This window comes from Paenibacillus sp. J22R3, from assembly GCF_056269305.1.
Genome location: NZ_JBWDNS010000004.1, coordinates 520,989 through 540,687, shown reverse-complemented (window position 1 = coordinate 540,687; position 19,699 = coordinate 520,989). Strand labels below are relative to the sequence as shown.

The window sequence follows — 19,699 nt, the reverse complement described above, 5'->3', positions numbered from 1 at the left end:
GGCAGCTTCCTCTCCCCGGAATGGTTATGGGACATATTCACTCATCTTCATCCCAGAGGCTCGCAGCTTCGTATTTGCCGGTGGCGGTGCCAGCCCAATTAGCCGGTCGATGGCAAGCAAACCTTCGATGGGATAGCTCGCTGTCAGTGACAAGGATGTTCCCCTTAGCAGCGGCTGGGCGGCGTCGGTCGCTGAGGCGCCGCTCCCTGAGCTGACCACGAATTCGACTGAACTGGGGAGGAGCCCATATCTGGCTAGTCGAAGTTTGGAGGCCTGCAGCATGGCGGCATCAATGTAGCCATGGTCGCCGTTAGCGCCAATTTCCAACATGTAATCGACTTCCTGCTGAAGAACGGCCTGCCGGACAATCAGCACATGCTTATAAATCGGAGAAAACATAAACCAACACATCATAGCTGACAGGAGGATAAATACAAGCAAACTTTTCACGGGCTCATCCTCCGAATACCATCACTCATATGTCTCCCAGACCGCTCCAGTTGAGACTTTGTCCCTTGTTCACCACCCGTTACGCCATTGTAAAGCATGACTGCAACGATGATGAGCAGCAGCGTCATCAATAACGAGCGCATGCCACAACCTCCTTAAGGAAGGGGAATCGTACTGATTTTCGTATTTGCCGCATTGCCTTGTGTTTCGATTTGATCCTTCGTTCCGGTTGTATCTTTGCCTACAATCGCATTAAACAACAGGACAACAACAATCAGCATCATGACGGTTATCAGAATATTCCGCATGCCCTCACCTCCTTTATAGCCTCAATTTGTTAATTTAGGGAGCTAAACAGCTTCTGCCCTTCTCGGACCCATGGGTATATAAAAATCTGAAAGGTATACATGATCGGAAGCCCTGCTATGGCAAATAACAAGTAGGATGTCGATTCCTTGCGACTGTCCTTAGCCAATTCCAGCTTCTCCTTGTAATCTTGGATTCGCTCTCGCAGCAGCTCATAATACTGGTCGCTCTCATGGAGCCGCAGGGAATCGATCGTCTCAACGAAGCTCAGCCCCTCCTCGGTTCCAAGTTTCAGCTTAAGCCGCCTTAATGCCCCTTCTGCATCGTGATACCACTCGCCAAGCAGCATCTGCAGCTCGCTTCGCATGGTGCGCGTGTAAGGCAAACAGCGCATCAGCTTCGTATGAATATGAAGCGATGAACCTGCCAGATAAAGCAATTGATTGCTGACGACATAAATCTCCTTGGTCATCCGCTCTGCTCTCGTCTTCCGAATCGCTTCCAGCCAAGGAATATCCCAGAGCAAGAACACGATCACGATAGACAGAAGTAGCGGCGCGCTTATACGCGGCAAAGCATTCCATTCCACATATGTGAAACCGTACGCTGCAGCCGACCAGATCGGGATAAGCAGAAAGAAGAGACGGCGAAGCAGCACATACAGCGCCGCATCACCTGTATAGCCGCATCCGGCGAGTAGTCGTTCTCGCTCCTTGAATAAGCTGCTTTCGCGACTGATTCTCGCAAATGAAAGCCATTGATCGCTGACCGTCTTCTTCCGCCAATGCTGCATGAATACATGCACATAACGCGGCTTCTTAAACGTCAGAAGCTTCATTAGTGAGGCGAAGAGCAGGAATAATGCTGCATATTGTCCGCCAAGCGCTGCCCACATGACCACTTTCGCAATAGAGTCACTCATAGTTGACTATGAACCTCCTTTACATTTTCTTGCGAGATAACCATAACCCCATGACGAATGAGCCAAATATCATCATCCCTGCATTCAGCAATAAATCTCGTCCTGCCGGATCGACAATATAATATTGGTATGCATTCTCAGGATTATAATGAAAGTTGATACCGATGAAGAGAAGGAGAAACAAGATCGGCGAGAAGTTCGCGATACGAATCTCGAGCAGCTTATTGCGCTCCTGCTGGTTGGCTCTGCGCGCCTTGCGCATATCGGTAATCAAGTCCTTTAAGTTGGCAGCGATCGGATGTCCCTCTGCCAGCCCTGCACGGACGATATTCACAAAATAATCAGCCCACACATGTCCAAGCGATGCCGCAAAAATTCGCAAACTGGCTTCATCATCGCCTCGGACGGATACATTCCTGTACAGCTGCTCGAATACGGCCTGCATAGGCCCAAGAAGCCGCTTCTCTTCAACCGTTCGCTGAAGCGCCGCTTTAATCTGCCGTCCCCCGCTGACAAGGCAGCACTGGTAGAACAGCTCCACTGCCGGCAGGAAGTCGATTCGCGTCTTCATCTGGCGGTGTACCAGCATCGTCCGAAGCAGCATATACGGTGCCGTGACCATCACACCGCCAAGCATGGATGCTCCTTTGGCGCTTTGGAAAAACAGTGCCCCGAAGGATATACCGATCAACAGAAGAAGTAAGCTTGTCACGGTAAATGAGACAGGACGCCAGCTCAGCTGCAAGGATTCAAGCAGCTCAGATAGATGGCGATACGAACGATCGAAGCGCTGCAGAAAACGTATAAACCGTTCATGAACACCACGATCGCGTCGATAATTCAGGCGACCGATGACTTGCTGCCGATGCAGCCATATGCCAATTAATCCTCGAACAGCAACAAATACAGCACCGAAGAGCGCAAAGAGGAATGTAAGCAGCCCCAGCTTGACGATCATTTGGGCTCAGCTCCCGCCATGCGCCTGAAATCCGGCAGCCATACGGAGCCCCAATGCTCCACAGACGCCGACGTCAACCTAACCTGCGCCGCCGCAGACGGGCCCTGAGGGTACCGCCAATCGCCAAGATTCTCATCGAATACAGCCCAATCTCTGACAAACACTACTCCGTCAGCCCATCCCATTTCCGCCAATCGGACCAGCCGGCGTCGTCCTGCAGCAATACGCATTTCAATTCCGATCTGAGTCACATACTCAGCAATCCGTTTCGTCAGCCGCTCCGGGTTCATCCCCCGGCCATCAAGCATACACATATCCGCAATCGCTTCGGGCACATCCTCCAGCATATTGGCATGAAGCGTCGTCATGCTGCCTGCATGTCCTCTCGTACACGCTCGCACATAGATGTTGGCATCCTCATCCCGAATTTCGGCATGGATAATCCGCTGTGGCGACTGACGCAGAGCCAGCTTGAAGGCCTGCGAGGAGCGATGCATCGCATCTTCCTCATCTGCTTCATATTCAATCACATTCTTCGTTGGGAAATCCCGCATCAGCATCAGCTCGTGCCTGCCCTCAATGGTTACAATCCTCTCCTCGTCCGGCAACTCACCGATCAGCGCCTTGATGAGATTCGTCTTGCCGGAGTTCGTTGGGCCAATGACAACAAGGTTGAATCTTGCTTCCAGAATGGCCAGCAGCATCAGTCGAAGCCGCTCATTAATCGTTCCTAATTCCTCTCGCCCAAGCTGTTCCAGTTGAAATCGTCTGACGGTATAGAATCGCAATGTCAGGGTAGGCTGCGCCGTGAACCCATGGCCGGTCATCGTGACCCTTGTACCGTCTCGAAGCATCACTTCAGCCCATCTCTTGCGCGGATTGATGCGATCATTATTGTAGAGCACTAAGTTCTGCTGAATCCGCTCAACCTCGCGAAGCGAATCAAAGGCATAGTGGGACGGCGTACTCCGTCCGTCTCGCACTTCGAATATCCTCGTACCCACGACCTGAATTTCCTCCAGTCCTTCCCGTTTCTGCAGCACCAGCTCCAGCACACTCATCCCGATCACTTCGGCGAACAGCGCCTCTGCAAGCGTCGAATACGGATGCTGATACCCGGGCAGCTCATGAATCCGCTGCCGAAGCAGACGATCTGCAATAACCGCGAGGATTCGCTCCCGATCGTTCGTATAGCCAAGCACCGCTCGATTCAAGCTCTCGTTGTATTCACGCCGCTCTTCCTCTGTCTCGCCGCGTGGCAACGCCAAGTAGGCACGCACGTCTTCCGATAACCGGTTAAAGTCCCGCTGCGCATCATGCTCCGTTACCGGGACAGCAGCATCAGCTACCGACTCAACCGCCAGCAGCTTCGCCGAGAAGGCCGATGGCGAGAAGCGTCCGTCGCCTTTCATTAGGAGCTGACTCCGCCGCGATGGGTTAGCAGCTTCTTATACCAAGGCTGTACCGTCATCCTCATTTGCCGTTTCAAGCCGTAATGCTCAATGAGTTTACTTGAAGGCTCCTTCATGACCGCCTTCCCTCTCTCGTCATTAAGCAGCCACTCGTCGAGTGTTCCGCTATCAAGCTGTGATAACAGCGGCTCCGATAACGTCAGCTCACCTAGAAAAGCAACTCCGAGCTCTTTACAAATATCCTTCACATGAAATCCTCCTCTGCCCCAGGGCTGATGTATTATAATCGCTTCATAATCGTGAGGAGCAACGCCGTACATAGCGGAAAGCTGCTTGATCCAGCGCTGTCCGTCCTCCTGAAAGTGAGACAACGCACTTGTCGTTACGATAATCCGTTTATGTGCCTTACGAAGCGCACATAGCGTTGCTGCATTATCCCAATACGCACCGACATCCGCAATCACGATGCTGAAAGTCTGTTCTGCGACAGCGAGCAAATGCTCTACTTCTTCGATGGTAAAAAACTCAGCCTGATCTCGCATAATGTTGCCGAACAGCACATGCAGATCAGCTGCTCCTCGGCAGCGATGCATGGAACGAAGCAGTTTATCAGGCTGCAAAGAACCGGTAAGCAGCTCAGGTCGTAACGAATCCAGTGTTGCACTAGGCTTATCTACACCTAGGAAACGATGCGCTTTCGCACTCTTGAGATTCAGGCATAGATACCCAACGGACCTCCCGCACTCCTCTGCAATTCGGCAGGCCGAAGCGAAAGCAGCAGCAGTAGTACCGATATTAGGTGTCGTACCGAGAAAGGTGATGATCGGATTGGATGTCGCGGCACCGGCTACGGCTACGGCAAAATCATTCATCGCAATCCACCTTCGGCTGCCGCAATAGCCAGCGATTCGGACGAGTACGCAATAACCACTTTGCTCTTGCCGCCTTTACAGATCGAATCGAGCTTTAGCCACTGCGCCTCCGTCAGATTCAGATTGACGGCATCAATCATGCCGTTCGCATCACGTCTGGCCGCATACATGCCTTCTTTGTCCGAGTTGGCTAACGACATCAAGTTCGAATTGCTTGTACTGTCAATTTCGAGATTACCCGATGTTTTCACCGAGGCAACCGTCACCGATTCAGCAAACAACCTGGCAGATGCCACAGACTCTCCCGATAAATAAAGCATCACTTTGTCTCCGGCGCGAATGCCATTCGAGACGGAGAGGACGTAGTCGCGCGGGATTTGAAAGGTGGCTTGCTCTCGACTTGGCAGCAACCGAAACTTGTCCACCTTCCAGCTAAGCAAAGGCTCATTAGCTCCCAGAGGTACAATCACCTCCATGCCGTCCATCTCTTCCTCACGCAGGAACATCTCCGGAACATAGGATGCTTTGGCAATCTGCTTCACGCCCAGCATCTCCGTTGTCAGCCGCTCACCGGCATCTACGAAGCGAACCGGCACGATGACATTCACCGTCTCTTGAAATTTCACCTGACGCAGCTGCAGAACATATACTCCGTAGACAAGTAAACCTGACAAGAGGGCTGCCGAAACGGTAACCCCTATATGACGCTTTCGATTCATGGCGATTCCTTTCCGCAGCTCTTAAAATAGCGAGAAACAAAAAAAGAACGCAAGCAGGGGCATGGAGCCCAAGCTTGCGTTCTTCGCATAGCGGTCGCTAAATATTCTGCTACTATAATATTGAACTTATAATAACAGACCCAATAATCACTGTCTAGCATAAATTGTCATTTTCTCAAAAATTGTTATCTTTTAATTTTCTCAATCACAACCGATGCCTTATTTACCTTCAGCGATTTACGATACTCGATCAGCCCAATTCTGCACCCTGGTCCGATGACCACGTTGGTTCCCCTTACAACATCGGCAGTCGTATGCTCCAAGTAAATATTCTCGCCTTCGATCAGCTCACTGTTAAGTTCCATCGAATGCGGCTTTAAAAACCACTGCTTCATTCCGCCCCACTTGCTCTGCCGAACATTGATCCGTCCGCCGCCAATTTCCTTGGCATGACAAGGACCCCATGGACGAATCTCCACCACATTCGCATTTAATAAGCCGTGAATATGGAACCCGCCTCGAACGTCAAAATATTCAGCCTCGCATTCCCCATGAACGGCCAGCTGTCCCCGAACCTTCAGCGACTTGCTGCGAATGCTGCCTGTCGTATCCATCTCGCCAAGCACATGCATCTGAGCGCCATAAACATCGCCTCGAACGGTCGTTTCCCCCACCTGGCGATAAAGTCCGACTTTCAAATCGCCTGATACGGTCAAGTTCCCCATGCTATGAAGGGATTCACTCTCTATCGAACCGAGCACTTGCCCTTCACCGAGCACGCGTATACTCTCATAATAACCGCCGGAGGTTGAGCCTGTTCCGGTAATCCGTACTTTTCTTCTGGTCCCCGTCATCATCTGCATCTCCACCTCGCCCCTTATCCGAAAATCCGCTCTCGCGAGCGAACAACCGCATCCGGATGGACAATGAGCTCCGACTCGAACTCGACGCGGTCAATAACACAACCTGCACCAATCTTCACTTGGCGACCGCGCACTAGTGCTGCCGTAGTTTCGACCAAATGGATGTCATCGCCTTCAATGCGATTTGCACGAAGTTGAGTTTGCCAAGTTGCCGGTAGAATCGATTGCATCAGTCGTTTAAGTGTCCCGCTGCTTGTAATCATCACGCTGATTTGCTTGGCGCGAATGACTTCCGCTCGTACCGGGCCATCCATGTAAATATGCAGACGGTCCGCATCCAGCACCCCGTCCACGGTCAACGCACCTCTTACATCGCATCCATGTGTCCTGCAATCGCCTTGAATTTTCACAAAACCATTCGCTTGCAAGTACTCGCTATCCACATGACCGCGAATCGTAGCCTGACCCTCGATCTTAGTCATAACCGCCTTCACCGAGCCATCCACGGTCAACTTGCCGGACGCTTCGAAGCTCTCTTCTACACGAATGCTGCCCTTCACCTTAGCCAAGCCGTTCATCTTAAAGGAGTAGCAGTCCAAGCTTCCGTCTACTTTGCTGACACCTTCGAGCTCAACGCGGTGAAAGTCCCCTCCGCCAGTCGTACCCACGCCTGCAATTGCAAAATCCGGTCGATTCATTGTCGTCATTCTCATGACCCCTCCATCCATTCCATATGTTACTTTCATTATGGATTGAAACGACGCTTCCAAACAGCGGCGCAGGATGGAACATGAGCTACGTCCGAAGACTGATATCATTTCTATGTTAATAGACAAAAAAAACAGAGCCATCCGGCCCTGCTGTCGTGTATTGCTCTTCAGTTCAAAAATCGATTAGACCGACACTGATTTGAAGCGCCTCGTCTACCTTACGCATCGTCTCATCATCCAGATGAGTGATCTTGTCGGTCAGACGCTGCTTATCAATCGTGCGGATCTGCTCCAGAAGCAGAACGGAATCACGGTCAAATCCATGCAACGCCGCATCAATCTCCACATGTGTCGGCAGCTTAGCCTTCTGGATCTGGGCTGTAATGGCTGCAACAATGACGGTTGGACTGAAGCGATTGCCAATATCATTTTGAATTACCAGAACAGGACGAACGCCCCCCTGTTCAGAACCGACAACAGGTGACAAGTCCGCAAAAAACACATCGCCGCGTTTAACGATCAAGCTTTACACCCCGCTTACGAGTCGGCCGAGCGTATCGCCGGCATCTTCCTCCGCTTGAAAAGCTTCCGACGCCATCACTAGGTTGATTTTTGCCATTTCCAGATAGCCTCGCTGCATCGAATCGCGAATCTGTCGTTTCTTCCGCTCGATCAAATACAATTTCATAGCCTGACGAATGAATTCGCTTCGGTTCGAGTTTTCTTTGGCGACGATTCCGTCGACTTCCTCCAGCAAATGATCCGGTAAACTGATCATAATCCTTTTGGTATTTTGCAAATTGGCCACCGAACTCGCACCCCCAAAACATTTCCAGCAAAAAACAGTAACAGTATGTCATTGTTTGGTCCGTATTATACACCTTCATATGTATGCAGACCGTATATCAAGTATGCTGCACGCGAAGATAAACGCTTTAGACCGACAACAAAGAACATCTTAACAACATTATTCGAGATAAGACGATAAAATCCTTTAAATCCATTGAAAATCCTTAGCAGGTAATTCATTCCTCCTGCATTCCGTTTACAGGAGGGGATTCGTCACAGCAACAACTTGCTGCCCTCGCATATATACGCGCGGTACACGCGCTGCGACCATACAGATGACTTCATAATTAATCGTACCGAGCTTCTCTTCCAGTTCCTCGACAGAGATTAACTCGTCGCCCTGCCTGCCAATGAGCACGACTTCCTCACCGACCTGAACCGGACCTTGAGCGGCTTCAGCACCATCCAGCGCGATCATGCATTGGTCCATACAAATCGTGCCGAGTACCGGCACACGCTGACCACGAAGCAGCACTTCTGCCTTACCTGTCAGCATGCGGCTAAAACCATCCGCATAACCAACCGGGAGCGTTCCGATTCTCTCGTCGCCTTTTGTCACATAACGAGAGCCGTAGCTGATCCCCCAGCCCTCCGGCACATCCTTGACCATGACGACAGCCGTCTTGAGTGTCATGACAGGTTCAAGAGCAATCCGCTGCTTATTCACATATGCCGATGGATAAAGACCGTACATGCTAATACCAAGGCGCAGCATGCCGCAGCCCATCTCCGGAGTATCAATTCCGGCTGCACTGTTAGCAGCATGAATGATCGGAATATGAAGATCTGCTGCCTTAAGCTGTTTGACGAACGTAGAAAACCGCTCATATTGCAGCTGCGTATAGCCTTTATCCGCTTCATCCGCTTGCGCATAATGAGTGAACAAGCCTTCAACCTCAATGCCTGGCTGCTCCATCGCGCGCGAAATAAACGCCAATGCATCATCACTTGCAAGCAGGCCTAATCGGCCCATACCCGTATCGATCTTCACATGAACAGAGAGTTTCTTGTCGGTTGCCGGCAAGTCTGCCGCAGCTTTCAATATTTCATCACTAAAAAGCGCAATAGCGATATCCGCATCCCGCGCAGCAGCTAAGCCTTGCGGCGGTACATAGCCAAGCACCAGAATGTTCGTCTTAATACCGGCCTGCCGGAGCTGGAGAGCTTCATCAAGAAAAGCGACACCGAGAAAATCAACGCCGCAGCGTTCGGCTTCCCGAGCCGTTTCGACGGCACCATGGCCGTAAGCATTCGCTTTCACCGATGCCATAAGCAGCATGCCTTCAGGCATTGCCTTCCGAAAAGTCTGCAAATTATGAGAAAGCGCATCTAAAGATATCTCTGCCCGAGTGGGGCGATAATAAGCGTTCACATCCAACTTGCTCCACCTTCATTTCCAAAAAGTAAACGCCCGCCTTGGTGAGGGCAGGCGTTTATCTTATTAACCCGTAACCTATATGTTAAACGTTTTTGCTTCCTGATGTCAATGAATTGGAAGGTTTAACAGGCTCGATTCCGGCTGGAAAATGTTTATTGTACACACTATTTACTCATCTCGCCTTGTACGGATTGCGCGACTTTGATCATTTCATTTTGCGGCAGATTACCGGTTGTGATTCTGAATTCTGTGCCGTCGTATGTCCATGTCAGCGTACGCTGTTCGTCTTCGGTGCCGCTTATGGAGCCGTACGTGAAGCCCAGATCGATCAGATCACCTTTCATTGCGGATACCGCGACATCCTTCGGCTGCGTTTGAATCAAGGTGTAGTCGAAGCTGCCTGCGTAACGGATCAGGATGCCCGCATTGCCGCCGAACACGATATCCTGCTGGTCTTTCTCCGATACACCATCTGGGAGATAAGACGGCTCCATCGCTGTGAATGCATGATTGATCGGTCCGAGCGTACCTTGTGAGCCGTCATCGGACTCTTCGTTGCTTGTTCCGTTATTGTCCGGATTCGCTGCTGCATCGGAATCGACCGAATTGTTCGTATTTGCATCTGTATTCGCGTCGGTTTCAGCATTTACATTCGTATTGCTTTGATCGGAATCCGGCTCAGCTGTTGTCGGTTTGTCGGCTGCTGCGCCCATGTTCGTCTGAGTATCGAATACACTCTTCTCGAGCTTCGAACCGAATTCGAACGAATCGAACTTAACGGAAACCATCACCGCTGCATTGGCATCGCTGACTTCCACTTTGTTAGGGGCATAGTCGGATTTGTTCAGCCAGATTTTCTGCCGTGCAAGCGATCCGTTCTGATAATTAGCCATGACATCAAATACATAAGCATCATTGTCCACTGCAAATTGGCGCGAGTTGTCGAGCAGAATGCTTTGGACCAGCGTTTGATACAGGTACACTTGCCCTTGGTTAGCCGGCCAATCGCTTTGGAAACGGAACACTTTATTCAGGCGCGGCGTCAAGACAAAAACGCCCTCATCGTTGCGCAACACGATTTGCGTGATGTCCTTCTTCGCGTTCGTCAAAGCGATGCGATAGTATTGCGGCTTCTGATAAGAAACATCCACCTGATACTCCAGCGGCTGCTGGCCCGTAAACAGCGTCATCGTGCCTTTGCCATGATAGCTGCCCAAGTTAGTAAGTGTTTTGTCCAATTCCTTGACAACCGATTCCGCGTCCTTAGTCCCGCAGCCTGCGAGCACCGCCGTAAGGCAAAGCAAAATAGCTGCGATTAAACTGAATCGACGACGCATGAGATCCACCCCTCATCACAATTTTTAAACGTATCCGGAGTTGCGCTTGACAAAAAGCCGTTTACGCTTGACTTGTACTATGTCTATGAGAGGACTTGGACAATTATGCAGACTAGCATGACAAGCTTGCAGGATCGATCTCGACATAAGAAAAGAAGAGCCCGGATAGGCTCCACCTGTTCCGTTTTACAATTTCTACAAGCCGCTATCATATTAGCTTAATAATTCTCTTCTATGCTGTTCAGAGATATGGCCATGCCAGTATGTATAATAGAGGAGAGATGGGAATGAAAGCTGTAACAAAGAAATGGGTTGCCGTAGCAGGCGCTGCTTGCATCGTGATGGGCAGTACGCAAATTGTACAAGCTGCCGACACCGCACTCAAAGCACTTGCCGTTCAAATCAAGCTATTTGCAGGCGATTCCGAAGTGAAGTTGGATAAAGATGCAGTCACGATCAATGGCAGCTTATATGTGCCGGTGAGAGCGATGGGCGAGGCACTTGGACAAGAAGTGGCTTGGGACAGCACAAGCAAGAAAGTGACTTTGCGCGCGTATCCTTATGTTGCCGGCAAGTACACGTGGACAACTCCTCCGAGCCTTGGACTCGGTTTGAAGGAAGGCGGCTTCTCCGGTCTGACTCATTTGCCGGGCGATCCGGACAATGTCTTCTATACGCTTGCTGATCGTGGACCAAACGGACAAATTACGATCGACAAGACGGTTAACCGCACATTCCCGGTGCAGGATTATGTGCCTCGTTTCTATAAAATCAAGCTAGAGGGCAGCTCCGTGAACATCCTTGAGACGAACAAGCTGCTTCTTCCGGAAGGTACAAAGGGCGTCGTTTCGGGAAGTCGTTTCACGACTGGTCTTAGCAACATCGCGTCCGACGAGAAATCATACGACAATACGGGCAAGACTTTGCTGCCGCTTGATCCGGATGGACTGGATCTTGAAGGCATCGCATACAACAAGACAGATGACACGTTCTGGATGTCCGATGAGTACCGCCCCTCGCTCATTCAATTGAAACGTGACGGTACGATTATCAGCCGTTATGTTCCGGTAGGCGATAAAGCGAAGCTTGCAAACGCGCAAATTCCGGTAGTTGAAGCGATTCCGGCTGTCTATGCCAAACGCATAGTTAACCGCGGTTTCGAAGGCGTAACGATCAGCCCTGATGGCAAATTCCTCTACGCTTCCATTCAAAGCCCGATGGCTGTGCCGGATAAAGCGACAGGTGAAGCCTCACGCAATCTGCGCATTCTGAAGATGGATCTGGCGACGAAGAAGCTTGTAGGCGAATATGTGTATATGGCGGAGGATGCAAAATCATTCGTGAACGTTTCGCAGAAGGACGTTGTCATCTCCGATCTTCAAGCGTTATCGAGCGATGTCCTGCTCGTTGATGAGCGGGATAAGAACGAAGGCGCGGCAGCGCAAATCAAACGCGTGTACCGCATTGACCTTGCGAAAGCCACTAACATCCTTAACAACGCCGCTGTGAGCGGAAACGTTGAAGGTACATCGGATTGGAAAGCGCTGAACGTAACAACTGCGCCGAAAGAGCTGGTTGTGGATCTGACGGCGCTTGACTATCCGTTCGAGAAATTCGAAGGTTTGACCGTACTGAACAAGAACACGCTGGTTATCGCCAATGACAACGACTTCGGCGTTGGCGAATACGATGCTAACGGCGTTCTCAAGTTAACAGACAAGCAAACTCAAGTGTGGGTAATTAAAGTAAAAGAGATGTGGTAATACGCAAGGGCTGTCCCGGTCATCTTTCGATGACTAGGGCAGCCCTTGTTTTAGTTTGATATGGAAATGCCGTGCTTCGAGGGCTTATCATCATCATCCGTGGCAATATGGTCGGTTCAATGGCTGAGAATCGGTTTTCACGACTTTCAGTTTCTTTTTTCGCCTCGGTTTGGACTCCGAGAGACGGGTTTTCCTACTCTCACCATCGTAATCCGTGGCAATATGGTCGGTTCAATGGCTGAGAGTCGGTTTTCACGACTTTCAGTTTCTTTTTTCGCCTCGGTTTGGACTCCGAGAGACAGGTTTTCCTACTCTCACTCACGTTAAAATATGGTGCAACCAAAAAAGCCTCCATAATAGAGGCTTCTGGCTGTTTTCGAAAGTCGCTCCCGAAGTCTAACGGTTGCCCGAGCGCTTAATCTCCCCTTTTTCGGCGTCCCACAATTTTAACGGTTGCCAGAGAGGCTATTTCGCGATTTAGGTATGGATTCCAGCTGAAAAAGGACAAATAAGGCCTCTGGCAACCGTTAGAGAAAATAGAGAGCAAAAAAAGACCAAATAAGCGCTATTTCAACCGTTAGAATTCAGCGCCCCCCGCCTCGGCGGGGGATTGTATCTTTCGCCCCGCCGAGGCGGGAGGCGGGGTAATTGAGCGGGAGGCTGGCAGGGTTCTCGATGGGTTTCTCGGTAGTGGCTCGGTGGGCCTCGATGGGTTTCTCGGTAGTGGCTCGGTGCGGGCCCATGGGTTTCTCGGGTAGTGGCTCGGTGCGAGCTCAATGGGTTTCTCGGTAGTGGGCTCGATGAGGGCTCAATGGGTTTCTCGGTATGGGCTCGATGAGGGCTCAATGGGTTTCTCGGTAGTGGCTCGGTGCGAGCTCAATGGGTTTCTCGGTAGTGGGCTCGGTAGTGGGCTCGGTAGTGGCTCGATGGGTTTCTCGGTAGTGGCTCGATGAGGGCTCAATAGGGTTCTCGGTAGTGGGGTTCTCGGTGGGGTTCTCGGCAGGTTCTCGACAAAAAAGAAGCCCCCATAATGGAGGCTTCTTCTCTGGATCTTCACATTAGTTAGCGGCGGACTCAACCGGCGCGGACTCTGGCAAATGCGAGACCACGACTTGATAGATGGTCACTTTGTTGCCGACGATTGGACCTGCTGCTGCTTCCGCAGCCGGCTGGCCGTGGCCTTGACCATGCGCTTGACTCTGACCATGCGCTTGACCGTGACCATGTGCTTGACCGCCGTGTCCTTGTCCTTGTCCTTGACCATGAGGGGAACCTTGCGCTCCCTCGCGGCGTGTATGTGCATGACGGAAAGAATCGCTGTTCGCCCAAGCTTGGAAATCTTCTTCCTTCTCCCAAGTTGTGCATACGCGAATCTCTTCTGTTTCTTCCGAAACGACCGCATGCAGAACATCCATCCGGACAAATCCAGGGAATGTATGTACGCTCTTAGGCGTCTTGAAGCGTTCCAATACCGCCTCTGCAAAGCCGGCACGAACCTCAATTCGATTTTCTACTACAATCATCGTCTTAGTCCCCTTCTCATCGATATTCAAGAGCGACTTCAAATACGAGACAACCTCTTTCGCTTGCTCGCCGCCGATCATCGCATGCTGCAGCAGCGTTATGCCGTGCGGTCCACGCGCATGAATCGATTCCGGATACCGGGTAAGTGTCGATTGGATCACTTCTAGGTCACCAAGCATAGCGGCAGCAAATAAGTCGATTCGTGCACCTTTGGACAACAGCCACTCTGCAATGTCACGGCGTCCAACATGAGATGCCGCTCCGAGCGCTGTCTCCCAGTCATCGCCGCCCCAGTTCATGGATGCGTGCAATAAAGCAGGCTCTTGCGCAAGCAGGGTTTGAACCTTATTCAAATCCGCGTGTGCTGCGCCTACGAATTCCCGTACCAATTCGGTGCTCAATGCTGCTTTAGCCAATCGAATCTCCTCCTCATTATAACTCTAATTTATGCTGTCGCTTCATGAGGCTGTTTGTTTACAATACCGCTTGGCAAATAAACCGGAACACCATCATCGTAATAAACTTTTGCTTCGATGCCGAACACCTCGCGGAAGAACTCCACGCGGAATACTTCGCCAGGCGTCCCTTGCTTCACGATCGACCCGCTCTTCATCGCCACAATCCGGTCGCAGAAACGAGCCGCTTGATTCAAATCATGCAGGACCATCACAACCGTGATGCCTTGATCCTGATTCAAGCTGCGGATCAGCTCCATCAATTCCAATTGATGCGCGATATCCAAATACGTCGTCGGTTCATCCAACAGCAGCACCCGCGGCGTCTGTGCCATACACATGGCAAGCCATGCACGCTGACGCTCTCCGCCTGATAATTCCAACAGGGAACGATGCTGCAGCCTCGTCATGCTGGTAACCTGCAGTGCCCAATCGACCACTTCCTCATGTGAGCCTCTGCATTCTTCATACCATTTCAAATGAGGATTACGCCCTCTGCGAACCAAGTCACGCACCGTAATATCTAAGGCACCTTCCTGGGTTTGCGCAAGCATCGTCATCGTTCTCGCAACGGATTTGTTATCCATGCCTGCAAGATCCCGGCCCTCCAGTTCAATCTTACCTAATTGAGGAGCAGCAAGTCTTGCCAGCATGCGCAGAACAGTCGATTTGCCCGAGCCGTTAGGACCGACGATACCGAGCCATTCACCGGCAGCGACTTTAAGATTGAAGCCGTTCACGATCGGAGCAGAACGCTCATAGCCATACTTTAATTGATCGGCAGCTATTGCAGGATTCATCGTTTGACCCCTTTCCTAAGCAAATAGAGGAAGAAAGGCGCACCGAGAAGCGCAAGTAAAATACCTACTGGGAACTCAATCGGATCAAACCAGCTTCGTGCAGCGGTATCCGCAGCCATGACTAACGTTCCCCCGCCCATTGCTGAAATAGGCAGCAGAATTCGATAATCATTGCCGACTAACAGCCGGACGATATGCGGGACAACAAGACCGACGAAGCCGACCATCCCAACGATGCTGATCGAAGCGCCTGCCAGGAAGGTAGATAGCAAAATAATAAGCAATCTTCCGATTTCCACTCGGCTTCCGAGCAGCTTAGCGGCATCGTCACCAAGGACAAGCAGGTTAGCTGTCTTAATCAAGAAGATCGAAGCGATGATGCCAATAACGGCATAGGGCAGCAGCGTTTGAAAGTGCGGCCAGCTCCGTCCGTTCAAGCTGCCCGACATCCATGGCAGAACGGATTGAACCTTCTCACTATTCAAAATCATCAGCGCCGTCATCGCCGCGCCGAGCAGCGAATTGACCGCAACTCCAGCCAAAATCAATCGAAGCGGAGAAGCGCCGCCTTTCCACGAGAGGGCATACACAACCGCTGCTGCAGCAAGTGCACCAAGGAAAGCCGCAATGGGCAAATAGGCGATCTTCTCGGGGAACAAAATCATAATAACAACAGCCGCAAGCCCGCCGCCGGAGGAAACGCCGATAATGCCGGGATCAGCAAGCGGATTACGGAATACACCTTGCAAGAAGGTGCCTGAGATCGCCAGGCAGATGCCTGCCAGCATGCCGGTCAATACACGCGGAAGCCTGAGATTCCAAACAATTTGTCTCGATTCCGAGTCGGAGGCGTGAAGCAATGAGCTCCACACCTCGCGCGCCGGAATCGGAATTGAGCCTGACATCAAGCCATACAACCCTGCAAGCAGCAGCAGGACAAGACTAATAATTAGTACACTGCCTCTGCGAATACTTCTCGAGGTCCGCACCTCTTGCGCTCTTTGTCCGGTTACGATTGTCGCCATCGGATTAATCCACCGTTAGAAGCAATTTGTTGATGGTTTCGATCGCTTGCGGCGCTCTGATGCCTGGGTTTGCCGCGAACAGATCAGATGGCAGCACTTCAAACTTGTCATTCTTCACGGCAGGCAAGCTCTTCCAAGCCGCATTGGATTCGAATTCTTTCTTGAAGCTTGCTTTGACATCTGCAGCATCGCCATGCGTAATGAAAAGAATAATGTCCGGATTCGCAGCTACGATCCGCTCAAGGCTCAGCTCCGCGTATTGCGGCATGCCATCCATTCCTTTGAACGAAGAAGCCACGTTCTTACCGCCTGCAAGCTCCAAGAAGTTGCCAGGGTAGCTTGTAGGAAGCGCAATAACGAAACTTCCCGGTGCGCCGTAAACGATCAGTGTTTTCGGAGCTGTAGCCGGTTTCTTCAAACCTGCAACATCGCTGTTCATCTTCGCAATCAACTGTGCGGCTTTCGTTTCTTGACCAAGAATGCGGCCATAGAGTTTAATCGAAGCTTGAATTTCGGTAAAGGAGTTGTGCGAGTTGAACATCACTTGTGCGCCAAGCTTCTCAATCGTCGCTTGTTGTGTCTTCAGTGCAGGGCTTGCAATGACGAGATCCGGTTTCAATGTCGCCAGTATCTCGAAATTAAGACCGTGAGAGCTTCCCACTTCCGGAACGGACGTCGCTTCAGAAGGGAATACTTTGCCGATTGCAGTGGAACGGCCGACAACTTTGCTGCCAAGCGCATAAATGATTTCGGTATCGGAGGAAGACAGCGTTACGATGCGGCTTGGTTTCTTCTTCAGGGTAAACGTACCTGTGCTTGTCGTCACTGTCATCGTGCTGTTGATCGCAACGGAATTGAAGTTCTTATTGTATGTAACCCATTTGCCGAATGCCTCAGAGATCAGGCGAAGCGGAACATAAGTTTTACCGTCTGAAATCACAGGTGCCGACTCCAGAGCTTTAAAGTCACCGTTTATGTATGCAGAGGTAGAACCAACTGTCAGTTTAACCGTAACGCCGCCTTGTACAGCGGACACTGTTTTATTCTTCGCATCCCATGTTGCACGACCGCCAAGCGCATTAACGAGGCTGCTGTATGGTACAAGCGTTCTGCCGTTAATCACTTTAGGAGCGGCATCGAGCGAAACGGATTTCCCATCAAGAGAAACACTAATAGAAGAACTTGCTGCTTGTGCTGCTTGACCTGACCCTGCAGCTAAAGGAGCTGCAAGCACCGATGCAGCTAATAATGAACGAGTTAAAACTTTGGAAAACAACATGACCACTCTCCCGATAATTAATAATGATAATCACTCTCAATCAATACAAACAATGATAGTCGATAATGATTCTCATTGTCAATGATAATTTTTAATGTGTTATTTATAATCTAGAAGATGCCTGCAGTTCGTATTTCCCCTTCTACTATAAGGTGCATTTTCATAGAAACTGCAATGGATTCGCTTCAGAACGAGGAACATTCGAACCTATGTTATCCTGCGAGCAAGCCATATTTCTCCGTCCGACTTTACCTCGCACTTTTCTAGCATTTGGACGTAAAAAGAACCTGCTTCTACCCAATTCCATACAGAAATCAAATAGTTTTTACCCATTTGTTTTAACACTTTCCATGTATCTTTAGTATCAAAGAAGAACCTAATCCTATGAAACAGGAGTGAACCATGTGAAATTGTCCATACGCGTAAAACTAATGTCTAGCTTTCTTGCCATTCTTGCACTGTTGACCGGGATCGGGGTACTTGCTATTGTACAAATGGGATCGCTTCAGAAATCCAGTTCCATCGTTCAAACCAACTGGTTGCCGAGTTTAAATAATATCGGAGTCATTAAGGATGACTTCATGGAAGCACGCGTTAATGTCAATAAAATCAACTTGGAAAGCGATCCAGCCCAAATCGCGATTATTGAACAAACGATTAACGAAAGCATGGGCAAAGCATTACAAGAACTTAAGGCGTATGAGCATCTTCTTATCTCCGATGAGGAAACGGAAATTTTCAATTCACTTCTTGCTAATATGCAAGCTTACTCAGAAGGGCTAGCTCCTGTTATCCAAGCGAGAAAAGAAAATAAACCTGAACAAGGGTATGCACTTCTCAATGATTTGTCTTCACAGCGTAAAAAGGTACAAGATGACTTCAACCGCTGGATTGTGTTCAATAATGACGGCGTTAAAGCGGAAGTAGACGGTGCTGCGCAAACGAATAAAGTCGGCAAATCACTGATCATTGGCTTTGGTATTTTCGCCATAGCTGTCGGTATTGGGCTTGCACTTCTGATTTCCGAGTCGATGGTGAAGTCAATCCGCTCCATTCTGAACGTAGCAACCAAAGCGGCGAAAGGAGATTTGCGTGATCAAGCTGTATCGAAGAGCAAGGACGAGCTGGGCACGCTTGCCACTGCGTTCAACGATATGATGGATAATTTACGCAAGCTTATCAGCCACACCGTAACTTCAGCACAGAGTGTTGCCGCGGCATCCGAGGAAATCTCCGCTACGACGGAAGAGATAGCTAAAGGAAGCACCGAGCAAGCAGAATCAGCTCAGGTGATTAGCGAGCTTGTACGTGAAATGTCGATTGCCGTTAACGATGTTGCGAATAAAGCCTCTGTTGTAGCCGAGCTGTCGGATAAAACAAAACGCGGTGCAGAGGATGGCAGCGATACGGTTAGTGCATCGGTGCAAAGTATGGAGAAGCTCTCCTCTCAAATGCAATTGCTGGAGAAAGACTCACAGAAGATTGGTCAAATTATTGAGGTTATCGACGAAATTTCCGAACAAACGAATTTGCTTGCCCTTAATGCAGCTATTGAAGCGGCACGTGCCGGTGACCAAGGACGCGGGTTTGCCGTTGTAGCCGATGAAGTTCGCAAGCTGGCAGAGCGCAGCAGCGAAGCTACACAGCAAATCGCCGAGATCATCAAAGGCATGCAGCATAATACCGATCAAAGCTTAAGAGCTATGGAGCATGCAACCCTGCAAACCTCCAAAACCGGACAAACCTTCGAGAGCATCGTACGCATGGTAAGCGAAACTGCCGACCAAGTGACTGAAATTGCAGCAGCAAGCGAAGAGCAAGCCGCGCAGTCCGAAGAAGTCATGCGCGCAGTAGAAACAATTGCAGCAGCAAGCGAAGAATCCGCTGCGGCAGCCGAAGAAACAGCAAGCTCGTCGCAGACGCTTGCGCATCTGTCGGAAGAACTCAACAAGAACATCAATTTCTTCAAAGTTTAAACATATTAAGAAGCGGTACGGTTCGGGGCTTGTTCTAGCCCTTGGCCGTACCGCTTTTTTGTGAATCCATGCCTGTTTCCCGTTGCCAGCCCAGCAATCGC

20 protein-coding genes and 1 pseudogene are annotated in these 19,699 nt (G+C 50.4%); 2 read left to right on the top strand and 19 right to left on the bottom strand.

Annotated features, from left to right (window positions below; all coding sequences use genetic code 11):
* Positions 1-24: 24 nt before the first annotated feature.
* The 14 genes from AC0YN4_RS21100 to AC0YN4_RS21035 form a co-directional block, all read right to left on the bottom strand.
* Positions 25-450 (bottom strand): hypothetical protein, encoded by a 426-nt coding sequence (locus AC0YN4_RS21100; protein ID WP_475784147.1) that lies wholly within the window; start codon positions 448-450, stop codon positions 25-27.
* Positions 447-593 (bottom strand): hypothetical protein, encoded by a 147-nt coding sequence (locus AC0YN4_RS21095; RefSeq protein WP_475784146.1) that lies wholly within the window; start codon positions 591-593, stop codon positions 447-449. The genes AC0YN4_RS21100 and AC0YN4_RS21095 overlap by 4 nt, the downstream gene beginning before the upstream one ends.
* Before the next feature lie 12 nt (positions 594-605).
* Positions 606-758, bottom strand: a complete 153-nt coding sequence (locus AC0YN4_RS21090) for a hypothetical protein (protein ID WP_475784145.1) — start codon at positions 756-758, stop codon at positions 606-608.
* A 29-nt stretch (positions 759-787) separates the two neighbouring features.
* Positions 788-1,678 carry a hypothetical protein gene (locus AC0YN4_RS21085; RefSeq protein ID WP_475784144.1) on the bottom strand — a complete coding sequence of 297 codons (891 nt, stop codon included), beginning with the start codon at positions 1,676-1,678 and terminating at the stop codon, positions 788-790.
* A 19-nt stretch (positions 1,679-1,697) separates the two neighbouring features.
* Positions 1,698-2,636: a type II secretion system F family protein gene (locus AC0YN4_RS21080; RefSeq protein ID WP_475784143.1), complete on the bottom strand. Its 939-nt coding sequence runs from the start codon at positions 2,634-2,636 to the stop codon at positions 1,698-1,700.
* Positions 2,633-4,048 (bottom strand): ATPase, T2SS/T4P/T4SS family, encoded by a 1,416-nt coding sequence (locus AC0YN4_RS21075; RefSeq protein ID WP_475784142.1) that lies wholly within the window; start codon positions 4,046-4,048, stop codon positions 2,633-2,635. The genes AC0YN4_RS21080 and AC0YN4_RS21075 overlap by 4 nt, the downstream gene beginning before the upstream one ends.
* Positions 4,048-4,920, bottom strand: a complete 873-nt coding sequence (locus tag AC0YN4_RS21070) for a CpaE/TadZ family protein (protein ID WP_475836678.1) — start codon at positions 4,918-4,920, stop codon at positions 4,048-4,050. The genes AC0YN4_RS21075 and AC0YN4_RS21070 overlap by 1 nt, the downstream gene beginning before the upstream one ends.
* Positions 4,917-5,639 carry a CpaB family protein gene (locus AC0YN4_RS21065; RefSeq protein ID WP_475784140.1) on the bottom strand — a complete coding sequence of 241 codons (723 nt, stop codon included), beginning with the start codon at positions 5,637-5,639 and terminating at the stop codon, positions 4,917-4,919. The genes AC0YN4_RS21070 and AC0YN4_RS21065 overlap by 4 nt, the downstream gene beginning before the upstream one ends.
* 185 nt (positions 5,640-5,824) lie before the next feature.
* Positions 5,825-6,502, bottom strand: coding sequence for a hypothetical protein (locus AC0YN4_RS21060; RefSeq protein ID WP_475836677.1), 678 nt, complete (start codon positions 6,500-6,502; stop codon positions 5,825-5,827).
* A 14-nt stretch (positions 6,503-6,516) separates the two neighbouring features.
* Positions 6,517-7,209 carry a hypothetical protein gene (locus tag AC0YN4_RS21055; protein ID WP_475784138.1) on the bottom strand — a complete coding sequence of 231 codons (693 nt, stop codon included), beginning with the start codon at positions 7,207-7,209 and terminating at the stop codon, positions 6,517-6,519.
* A gap of 175 nt (positions 7,210-7,384) precedes the next feature.
* Positions 7,385-7,735, bottom strand: coding sequence for a type II toxin-antitoxin system PemK/MazF family toxin (locus tag AC0YN4_RS21050; RefSeq protein WP_090581240.1), 351 nt, complete (start codon positions 7,733-7,735; stop codon positions 7,385-7,387).
* Between the two features lie 3 nt (positions 7,736-7,738).
* Entirely contained in the window at positions 7,739-8,020 is a 282-nt protein-coding gene (locus AC0YN4_RS21045; protein ID WP_090644307.1) for a CopG family ribbon-helix-helix protein, read from the bottom strand.
* Positions 8,021-8,257: 237 nt separating this feature from the next.
* Entirely contained in the window at positions 8,258-9,433 is a 1,176-nt protein-coding gene (alr, locus tag AC0YN4_RS21040; protein ID WP_475784188.1) for an alanine racemase, read from the bottom strand.
* Positions 9,434-9,603: 170 nt separating this feature from the next.
* Positions 9,604-10,776, bottom strand: coding sequence for a DUF4367 domain-containing protein (locus AC0YN4_RS21035; RefSeq protein ID WP_475784137.1), 1,173 nt, complete (start codon positions 10,774-10,776; stop codon positions 9,604-9,606).
* A gap of 287 nt (positions 10,777-11,063) precedes the next feature.
* On the opposite strand from AC0YN4_RS21035, the gene AC0YN4_RS21030 reads away from it, so the two are divergent.
* On the top strand, positions 11,064-12,539 hold the full coding sequence (locus AC0YN4_RS21030; RefSeq protein WP_475836676.1) for an esterase-like activity of phytase family protein: 1,476 nt from the start codon (positions 11,064-11,066) through the stop codon (positions 12,537-12,539).
* A gap of 1,058 nt (positions 12,540-13,597) precedes the next feature.
* Here AC0YN4_RS21030 and AC0YN4_RS21025 read toward each other — a convergent pair.
* The 5 genes and pseudogenes from AC0YN4_RS21025 to AC0YN4_RS21005 form a co-directional block, all read right to left on the bottom strand.
* On the bottom strand, positions 13,598-14,062 hold the full coding sequence (locus AC0YN4_RS21025; protein WP_475836708.1) for an antibiotic biosynthesis monooxygenase: 465 nt from the start codon (positions 14,060-14,062) through the stop codon (positions 13,598-13,600).
* A 30-nt stretch (positions 14,063-14,092) separates the two neighbouring features.
* Positions 14,093-14,479: pseudogene (locus AC0YN4_RS21020) on the bottom strand (ankyrin repeat domain-containing protein); the annotation flags it as partial.
* A 29-nt stretch (positions 14,480-14,508) separates the two neighbouring features.
* On the bottom strand, positions 14,509-15,318 hold the full coding sequence (locus tag AC0YN4_RS21015; RefSeq protein WP_475836675.1) for an ABC transporter ATP-binding protein: 810 nt from the start codon (positions 15,316-15,318) through the stop codon (positions 14,509-14,511).
* Positions 15,315-16,343 (bottom strand): FecCD family ABC transporter permease, encoded by a 1,029-nt coding sequence (locus tag AC0YN4_RS21010; RefSeq protein ID WP_475784134.1) that lies wholly within the window; start codon positions 16,341-16,343, stop codon positions 15,315-15,317. Before AC0YN4_RS21010 ends, AC0YN4_RS21015 begins: the two co-directional genes overlap by 4 nt.
* A 4-nt stretch (positions 16,344-16,347) precedes the next feature.
* A complete protein-coding gene (locus AC0YN4_RS21005; RefSeq protein ID WP_475836674.1) occupies positions 16,348-17,622 on the bottom strand; it encodes an ABC transporter substrate-binding protein in 1,275 nt (424 codons plus the stop codon).
* Between the two features lie 395 nt (positions 17,623-18,017).
* Between AC0YN4_RS21005 and AC0YN4_RS21000 the strand changes: the two genes are divergently transcribed.
* Positions 18,018-19,598: a methyl-accepting chemotaxis protein gene (locus tag AC0YN4_RS21000; RefSeq protein ID WP_475836673.1), complete on the top strand. Its 1,581-nt coding sequence runs from the start codon at positions 18,018-18,020 to the stop codon at positions 19,596-19,598.
* The last annotated feature ends 101 nt before the right edge of the window (positions 19,599-19,699 follow it).

Bases quoted from the DNA above. Each gene is read 5' to 3' on its own strand.
- AC0YN4_RS21080 (WP_475784143.1), bottom strand. From the start codon at position 2,636: ATGATCGTCAAGCTGGGGCTGCTTACATTCCTCTTTGCGCTCTTCGGT.
- AC0YN4_RS21055 (WP_475784138.1), bottom strand. From the start codon at position 7,209: ATGACGACAATGAATCGACCGGATTTTGCAATTGCAGGCGTGGGTACG.
- AC0YN4_RS21015 (WP_475836675.1), bottom strand. From the start codon at position 15,318: ATGAATCCTGCAATAGCTGCCGATCAATTAAAGTATGGCTATGAGCGT.
- AC0YN4_RS21065 (WP_475784140.1), bottom strand. From the start codon at position 5,639: ATGAATCGAAAGCGTCATATAGGGGTTACCGTTTCGGCAGCCCTCTTG.
- AC0YN4_RS21090 (WP_475784145.1), bottom strand. From the start codon at position 758: ATGCGGAATATTCTGATAACCGTCATGATGCTGATTGTTGTTGTCCTG.
- AC0YN4_RS21060 (WP_475836677.1), bottom strand. From the start codon at position 6,502: ATGCAGATGATGACGGGGACCAGAAGAAAAGTACGGATTACCGGAACA.
- AC0YN4_RS21010 (WP_475784134.1), bottom strand. From the start codon at position 16,343: ATGGCGACAATCGTAACCGGACAAAGAGCGCAAGAGGTGCGGACCTCG.
- AC0YN4_RS21030 (WP_475836676.1), top strand. From the start codon at position 11,064: ATGAAAGCTGTAACAAAGAAATGGGTTGCCGTAGCAGGCGCTGCTTGC.
- AC0YN4_RS21025 (WP_475836708.1), bottom strand. From the start codon at position 14,062: ATGATTGTAGTAGAAAATCGAATTGAGGTTCGTGCCGGCTTTGCAGAG.
- AC0YN4_RS21035 (WP_475784137.1), bottom strand. From the start codon at position 10,776: ATGCGTCGTCGATTCAGTTTAATCGCAGCTATTTTGCTTTGCCTTACG.
- AC0YN4_RS21085 (WP_475784144.1), bottom strand. From the start codon at position 1,678: ATGAGTGACTCTATTGCGAAAGTGGTCATGTGGGCAGCGCTTGGCGGA.
- AC0YN4_RS21005 (WP_475836674.1), bottom strand. From the start codon at position 17,622: ATGTTGTTTTCCAAAGTTTTAACTCGTTCATTATTAGCTGCATCGGTG.
- AC0YN4_RS21095 (WP_475784146.1), bottom strand. From the start codon at position 593: ATGCGCTCGTTATTGATGACGCTGCTGCTCATCATCGTTGCAGTCATG.
- AC0YN4_RS21075 (WP_475784142.1), bottom strand. From the start codon at position 4,048: ATGAAAGGCGACGGACGCTTCTCGCCATCGGCCTTCTCGGCGAAGCTG.
- AC0YN4_RS21070 (WP_475836678.1), bottom strand. From the start codon at position 4,920: ATGAATGATTTTGCCGTAGCCGTAGCCGGTGCCGCGACATCCAATCCG.